Below are 6,756 nucleotides of genomic sequence, written 5' to 3'. Positions count from 1 at the left end.
TTTGTGAGCCTGTCAGTTTATAAATCAAATCGTCATCATATTGTAACTATCAATACTTAGAGGAGAAAAGCTTTCACTCGGTATAAAAACTTTTATTTTTTTTCATTTTTTTTCTTAAGTGTTCCGGTATATGTCCGATATATAGAATAAGCACGGTGAACAGGTACTACACCTCCTCCAGTGCTACGTTCTTCTGTGTTGGATAGCAGAGGATCTGGAAACTAATTATTGACATATCGGCAGGGATGCCGTGACGGACACCACTTACAGGTAATAACTCGTCAAAAATCGCCGAAGGAGTAGCAATATGATCATTAATCACAACATGAGCGCTATGTTTTCACAGAGAACAGTTGGACAGACCAACGTATCAACTCAGAAAAACATAGAAAAACTTTCATCCGGTTTACGCATCAATCGTGCAGGAGATGATGCTTCCGGCTTGGCAGTTTCCGAAAAACTGCGCAGCCAAATCCGCGGCTTAAATCAAGCAAGTGCCAACGCTCAGAACGGCATTTCTTTCATTCAAGTTGCAGAAGCATACCTGCAGGAAACAACCGATGTTATGCAGCGTATCCGCGAATTGAGCGTACAGTCTTCAAACGGTATCTATACTGCTGAAGACCGCTTGTACATTCAGGTTGAAGTATCTCAGCTCGTCGCTGAAATCGACCGCATTGCAAGCCATGCACAGTTCAATGGTATGAACATGCTTACCGGACGTTTCGCTCAAGAAACAGGAGAGAACACTGTTACCGCTTCTATGTGGTTCCATATCGGTGCTAACATGGATCAGCGCGTACGTGCTTATGTAAGCACAATGACTGCTAAAGCACTTGGTGTTCGCGATGTCGGCGATGAATCGATCATCAAGATCGACACCCCCGAAACAGCAAACCGTGCAATCGGTACCCTTGATGAAGCAATCAAGAAGGTCAACAAACAGCGGGCTGATCTCGGTGCATACCAGAACAGACTCGAAATGAGCGTTGTCGGTATCAACATTGCAGCGGAAAACCTCCAGGCCTCCGAATCACGCATACGTGACGTGGATATGGCTAAAGAAATGGTAGAATACACCAGAAACCAGATTCTGACGCAGTCCGGTACAGCAATGCTTGCACAGGCTAACCAGCAGACCCAAAGCGTAATGTCTCTGTTACGTTAAGCAGAACGCTTTAGCGGGCACTTTGGCATGCGCACAGCATAATAAGTGACGGAAAGGGTTGCTCCTTGCTTGGAGCAGCCCTTTTTTTACCGCAATGGTGTAGTACTGTGAAACGCCTCACTGAACTTGACATCTACATTCTCAAACAAGAATTCCCCGGACTGAGTCTCACTGAAGACCCTGATATTGAGCGTTATTTTGAATTCCGCGCCCTCAATCGGCAAGCAGAAGCATTAAAGCTCTACAATACGCGGCTCATACACCGCTATCCGGATGCCCGTATGCGTGTCCTACTGATGACCTATTACCGCAAACACGATGCACGGTTTCAGGTTTTATTAACCGACTCCCTTGCGCAGCTTGCCGCTAAGACCATCATCGAGGTAAAAAAGGTCATTATTTTCTTTACGAAAACGATTGCCCCGCTCAAAGACGCAAAGGTATACACGCTTATCCAAGTATGTGAAAAAGTGATCAGCGCTATCTCTGCCGACCGCTTTGCAGCAATCAATTTTACCGAAAAATATGTGCGGTACGCAGCACGGCTTAACTACTATGAAGAAGATATGCGGCAAGCGGCTGACACGCTCCGTATGTACATTACCGATACCATATCCTCGGTACGGGAATTCCGTGAAGAACGGGCACGGGAAAGTCGAGAGCAAAACCGGTGTGCAGCCAAAAAGCAGCAAGCCGCCGGTATCGATTTTTCAAAAATTCACTTTACCAAAGAGCAGGTCGCCGCAATCACCATTGCCCGGTCTATTACCCGTACTGAAGATCAAGTCCTTGCCTATACGGTCAAATATTGGAATCGCTTTGACGATGGTGCGTTTGAAAATATTCTTCTATTGTATAGCAGAAAATACGGCACCAATCACTTTTCAATTTTCCAAGCAGTAAAAATAGGAAGAATCCGCAAATGGAAGGATGAAGAACTGCTCCACGCAGTACTTTCAAATGTTGCTAGAGGCTACTACTACAGCATCGCAGGAGACCTCTATTTACAGCGTAGTTGGAAGCAGCTCAAATTAAAACTTGGTATCGGGGAACAACAGCATAGTTCTGCAGCAAAGCACACCGTAAAAACTACAGAGCAAGAGAATGTACCACAGAAAAAAACGCCCCTGCACAAGAAGCCGATGCAGCAAGCTGTACAGACAAGGCCTGAGAAAAAAGCTTCTTCTGTGATACCGAAAACCGGGAAACCGGAAGCCGCAGTGCAATCTGCAGAAAAAACCGCTGCGCAAAAACCGAAAAAAGCAGCCGTAACAAAAAGCCGTACATTGACAACAGCACCGGCACTGCCCTTGCAGAAAGAGCAGCAGCCTACAGCCCCCTCCCCTATTCCAGCACAACGAAAAGATGCTATTCTCCGGCAGCAGGAAGCCGCACAGATAAACACGGTACAATCAAGTACAACACTCCTTACATCGGATACAAACCAGCCGTCACCGCCGCATATATACCCACTGAACGAACCGGAGGAAACACCGCTTTCCATTGCCGATACAGTAAAAAAAGTAACCGGTAAAAGCTACGGTATATACCGGGAACTTTTCTTCAAAGAGGTACGTTCCGCAATCCGGGCGATTTTGCAGTATTCTGCAGTACAAAAACTATCATTTTTCGGCACTGAGCAAAACCATGCCGAAAATATCATCTATGATTTTTTAGAAACCAATTACGACAATCCCTATCAGCAATGGCAAGGCAGTCAAGCCCAAGCCGACGTACTTGCCCAAGGATTCCGCATCGACAGCCTTGAACCCATTATCCGCCGCTGGGCAAAAGACAATATCTAAATACATTAAACCTGTTCGGCAAAGCAGCTATTGAACAGGTCTACTTCTCAATACGGAACGTTTACTATCCAGCTCATTTGAAGCAGAGACTTATTCGTATGGAAGCATAATGCTCACAAGCATCCTCTACGGTTTATTCGTGCGGAGGGTTAATGCTCACATACCACAGCGGGGTTGTTATTCGTGCGGAAGATTGATACTGACATACTCTGTCCTGGTTTTTTATTTTTCTCTCTTTCTCTCTTGACATTCATTACCTAATAATCTAGTATACTAGTTATCTAGTGTACTAAAGGAGGTAAACATGAAATATGATACCGATATACCGATTTATATTCAAATTATCGAGAAAATAAAAAACGATATATTGAACGGTACATTGGTGCCGGGTGAAAAACTGCCTTCCATGCAAGAAATGGCTGTAACAATGGAAGTTAATCAAAATACGATTTTGCGGGCATATAAAGACTGCGAATCTCTCGGCATTATCGAAACAAAACGAGGCATCGGTTCATTTGTCATCGGTGATCAGGAATTGATCAACCGGCTGCGTACTGAAAAAGTTACGCTCATCATCGATGCATTTATCCGCGACTTAGAAGCCCTCGGTTATTCACGGGCGGAAATTATTGATCTTATAAAAGATGCAGGGCGGTCAGCACAGGAGGTTACCCCATGAGTATTATTTTACAAGCGGATTCACTCAAAAAATCCTATTTTACTAAACCGGTACTAAAAGATATTTCGTTAGAAATACAGGACGGTTCGATACTGGGCTTACTTGGTCCCAATGGTTCCGGAAAAACAACCTTCTTAAAAATCATTGCAGGACTGCTCCATGCCAGCTCAGGTGATATCCGGATATGCGGTAAGCCTATAGGGCTTGAAACGAAAGCCATGGTCTCTTTGTTACCCGACAGGAATTGCCTCTATCCTAAAATGACAGCGCTGGATGCCATTCAATTTTATCAAGATTTTTTTGATGACTTTGACCGCAACAAGGCGTTGGAACTGCTCAGCTTTATGCAGCTTGACCAAAACCAAAGTATTAAAACGATGTCAAAAGGTATGATCGAAAAAATGAACTTAACCCTTACCTTTTCCCGCGCAGCAAAACTCTTTGTCCTTGATGAACCGCTCGGCGGAACCGATCCTGTTGCCCGTGAAAAAATCATCAAAACAATTATCAAAACATGGACGGAAAATAGCGCCATTATTATCAGTACACATCTGGTGACAGATGTTGAGCACGTCTTTACCGATGTTGCTTTTTTACGCGAAGGGACAATCGCCCTATCCGGTGATGCAGAGCAGCTGCGGGAAGCGCATCAAAAATCAATTTATCAGCTGTATCTCGAAATTTTCGGGTAAAACAGATGCTTAATTTACGGAGGCTTATATGAAACGGATCTTTAAATACACCTTTTTGCAGCAAAAGCAAAATATTCTGCTCCGCTGTGCACTTATGGCATGTATGAGCGGAGTTGAACTGCTGTTCCTCACCATGACAAACGATGTAACAAACGGTTTTTATCATTTCTGGTTTGTGTTGACCATGCTAACCTTAGCGGTTATTCCGCTCTCATCCTTTATCCGGTGCAGCAGCGGATATGCACGCTCATTGCTATTTACCGATGAAAGTTACCTCATGCTCACACTACCGGTACGCACCGAGTGGATAGTACTCGGCAGGATGCTGTGCGGACTTTTTGAACTGTGCATATATGCTCTTGTTGCACTGCTGCTCTTTGCCGTGGTGATGCTTTTTTGGATTATTCATTACATGGGCTTTCACTTTCAGGATTTATTCCAGCTTGACCTCGGACTTATCAATACGATACTAGTCAAAAATATTCCGGGATATATTGTACTGCTGTTTTTGTTTATTGCCGGATTTATTTTGATCGGGAATATAACGCTTGCCGTTCAAACCTTTTTGCGGTCTTTTAACATTAGACGTATGCGCGCACTGTGGACGGTAGGAAGCATCCTATTGTTTATGAGTATTCTTTCATTCATAGGGACGATTGAAACACAGGCAGCCGCAGTGGTGGGAGATGCCTTTTCCATTACGATTTACGGTATCAACCGTTACTTAGGAGCATTTACCTATCCGGCTGTGACCGTCCATGTACCTGTTGTATCCATCCTACTTTCCATAGCACTCGGCATTGGATGCTTTTTTCTCTCGGTTTTGCTTTTAAAAAAGAAAGTGGAAGTATAGGGCACCCTTCGGTAACTGTGCAGTCGATTGTACAATCTATCCCCGGATAAGAGAGTCAAGCTTTTATCCGGGATGTATATTTTTTACCTCTTTCGGTGAGAATCGTTAGCGGAAACCCATGCTTCGTATTCATCTGCAAGCTGACTAGGAGTTTTCTGCCCAATCATAACTGCCTGAATACCGGGATTAAGTACGCTGTTCACACCTTCACTATCCATCTTGGCATCGATCACATAGCCCATGCTCTGGTTATTGATAAGCTCAACATACTGTTTCGTAAGCTGATCAATATCAAATTTAGAAAGGTCAAGCTTATAGGTGGTCATAGTACCATACTTTGTCAGAATTTCGCATGCTTCTTTGCCGGACATAAAAGAAATAAATTTCCATGCGGCATCAGCTTTCGCACCTGTCAGTTTTGCATTCATACCAAAGCTTTCACCGGTTGTTGCAGCGCTTGAACCGTGAGTAACCTCCCCTGCAACAGCAGGGAACGCCATCAGCTGATACTGTGCATAATCTTCAGGCTTTGCAGCATTCTTTAATGCCGAAATACGCCAGCCGGCATCCAAAAGATAAACGGCTTTATCAGCAATAAATTCGCCCCAAGAAGCAGTGCCTTCCATCTGATTGACTCCGGGAGGGAATAATTTTGAATCGGTCATGGTTTTAATAATATTGATTGCATCGACAAATTGCCGGTCGGAAAACTTTGCCGTCCCAACCATTGCCTTATCAAACCATGCAGTTCCCGCCATCCGGTCTGTCAGCATAGATAATAAGAGCGACTGAGCCTGCCACTGTCCTTTATTTGCAAATGCAAGCGGAGTCAAACCGGCTGCTCTGATTGCGGGAACCTGTGCAATCATCTCATCGAGGGTTTTCGGGGTTGTTAAGCCAAGCTGCTTCTGCAATTTCGGGTTAACATACACAACCGTACATACTGCAAGATTTTGCGAAATAATATAGATTTCTCCGTTTGGTCCCTGAGGAGCCCATACCGCTGGATTGTACTGATTTTTCAAATCCTCCGTCAGATAGGGACGAAGATCTTTTACCATACCGCGGTCAAGCACGTAGCCTGAACGTGCGCCCGCATATGTAGTGAATACATCGGGAATATCCCCGGATGCTGCCATGATCTGGAATTTATCATGGAAGGCTTCGCCGTTCACGTACTCGAACTCAAGTTTGATATTCGGATACTTTTTTTCAAATGCTGCGACGGTTTCGGGCCAATAGGCAGACTGCGGATTGGCTAAATCCATTTGCATGTACACCGAAAGGCTTACCGGTGCATCCGAAGCAGCACTATCTTCTTTCGGCTTACTACAGCTTGTAAGCACAAAAACTACAGTACACAAGCACAAGAACGATAGCGCAATACTCTTTTTCATTGCATCCTCCTGAACAAGACAACTTGATAAGCCCATATACGAACTTTCAATCGTCCGGTTTAATATGCAGCTACGAATATGACACGCAGCTTAATGATAGTATATCATTGATTTGCGCTCTTTGCTAGTGAATTATTTTTAAGACAGCGAAGTAAAGGGATG

At 44.3% G+C, this 6,756-nt stretch carries 6 protein-coding genes; 5 read left to right on the top strand and 1 reads right to left on the bottom strand.

Annotated elements, in window-relative coordinates:
• The first annotated feature begins 307 nt into the window (after nt 1-307).
• The 5 genes from ACTTJ8_RS07830 to ACTTJ8_RS07810 all read left to right on the top strand — a co-directional run bounded on the left by ACTTJ8_RS07830 (nt 308) and on the right by ACTTJ8_RS07810 (nt 5,197).
• Nucleotides 308-1,168 carry a flagellin N-terminal helical domain-containing protein gene (locus ACTTJ8_RS07830; RefSeq protein ID WP_442716663.1) on the top strand — a complete coding sequence of 287 codons (861 nt, stop codon included), beginning with the start codon at nt 308-310 and terminating at the stop codon, nt 1,166-1,168.
• Between the two features lie 107 nt (nt 1,169-1,275).
• Complete coding sequence (locus tag ACTTJ8_RS07825; RefSeq protein ID WP_442720828.1) at nt 1,276-2,973, top strand: hypothetical protein; 1,698 nt, start codon at nt 1,276-1,278, stop codon at nt 2,971-2,973.
• A gap of 304 nt (nt 2,974-3,277) precedes the next feature.
• Nucleotides 3,278-3,652: a GntR family transcriptional regulator gene (locus tag ACTTJ8_RS07820; RefSeq protein ID WP_442720827.1), complete on the top strand. Its 375-nt coding sequence runs from the start codon at nt 3,278-3,280 to the stop codon at nt 3,650-3,652.
• Nucleotides 3,649-4,344, top strand: coding sequence for an ABC transporter ATP-binding protein (locus tag ACTTJ8_RS07815; protein ID WP_442720826.1), 696 nt, complete (start codon nt 3,649-3,651; stop codon nt 4,342-4,344). Before ACTTJ8_RS07820 ends, ACTTJ8_RS07815 begins: the two co-directional genes overlap by 4 nt.
• A gap of 28 nt (nt 4,345-4,372) precedes the next feature.
• A complete protein-coding gene (locus ACTTJ8_RS07810) occupies nt 4,373-5,197 on the top strand; it encodes a hypothetical protein (protein ID WP_442720825.1) in 825 nt (274 codons plus the stop codon).
• Nucleotides 5,198-5,280: 83 nt separating this feature from the next.
• On the opposite strand, the gene ACTTJ8_RS07805 is transcribed toward ACTTJ8_RS07810, so the two are convergent.
• Nucleotides 5,281-6,594 carry an ABC transporter substrate-binding protein gene (locus ACTTJ8_RS07805; protein WP_442720824.1) on the bottom strand — a complete coding sequence of 438 codons (1,314 nt, stop codon included), beginning with the start codon at nt 6,592-6,594 and terminating at the stop codon, nt 5,281-5,283.
• Nucleotides 6,595-6,756 lie beyond the last annotated feature (162 nt).

This window comes from Treponema sp., assembly GCF_052169735.1.
Taxonomy (GTDB): Bacteria; Spirochaetota; Spirochaetia; order Treponematales; family Treponemataceae; genus Treponema.
Note: the sequence above shows the minus strand (reverse complement) of the source record. Positions and strands in the feature narration are given on the sequence as shown.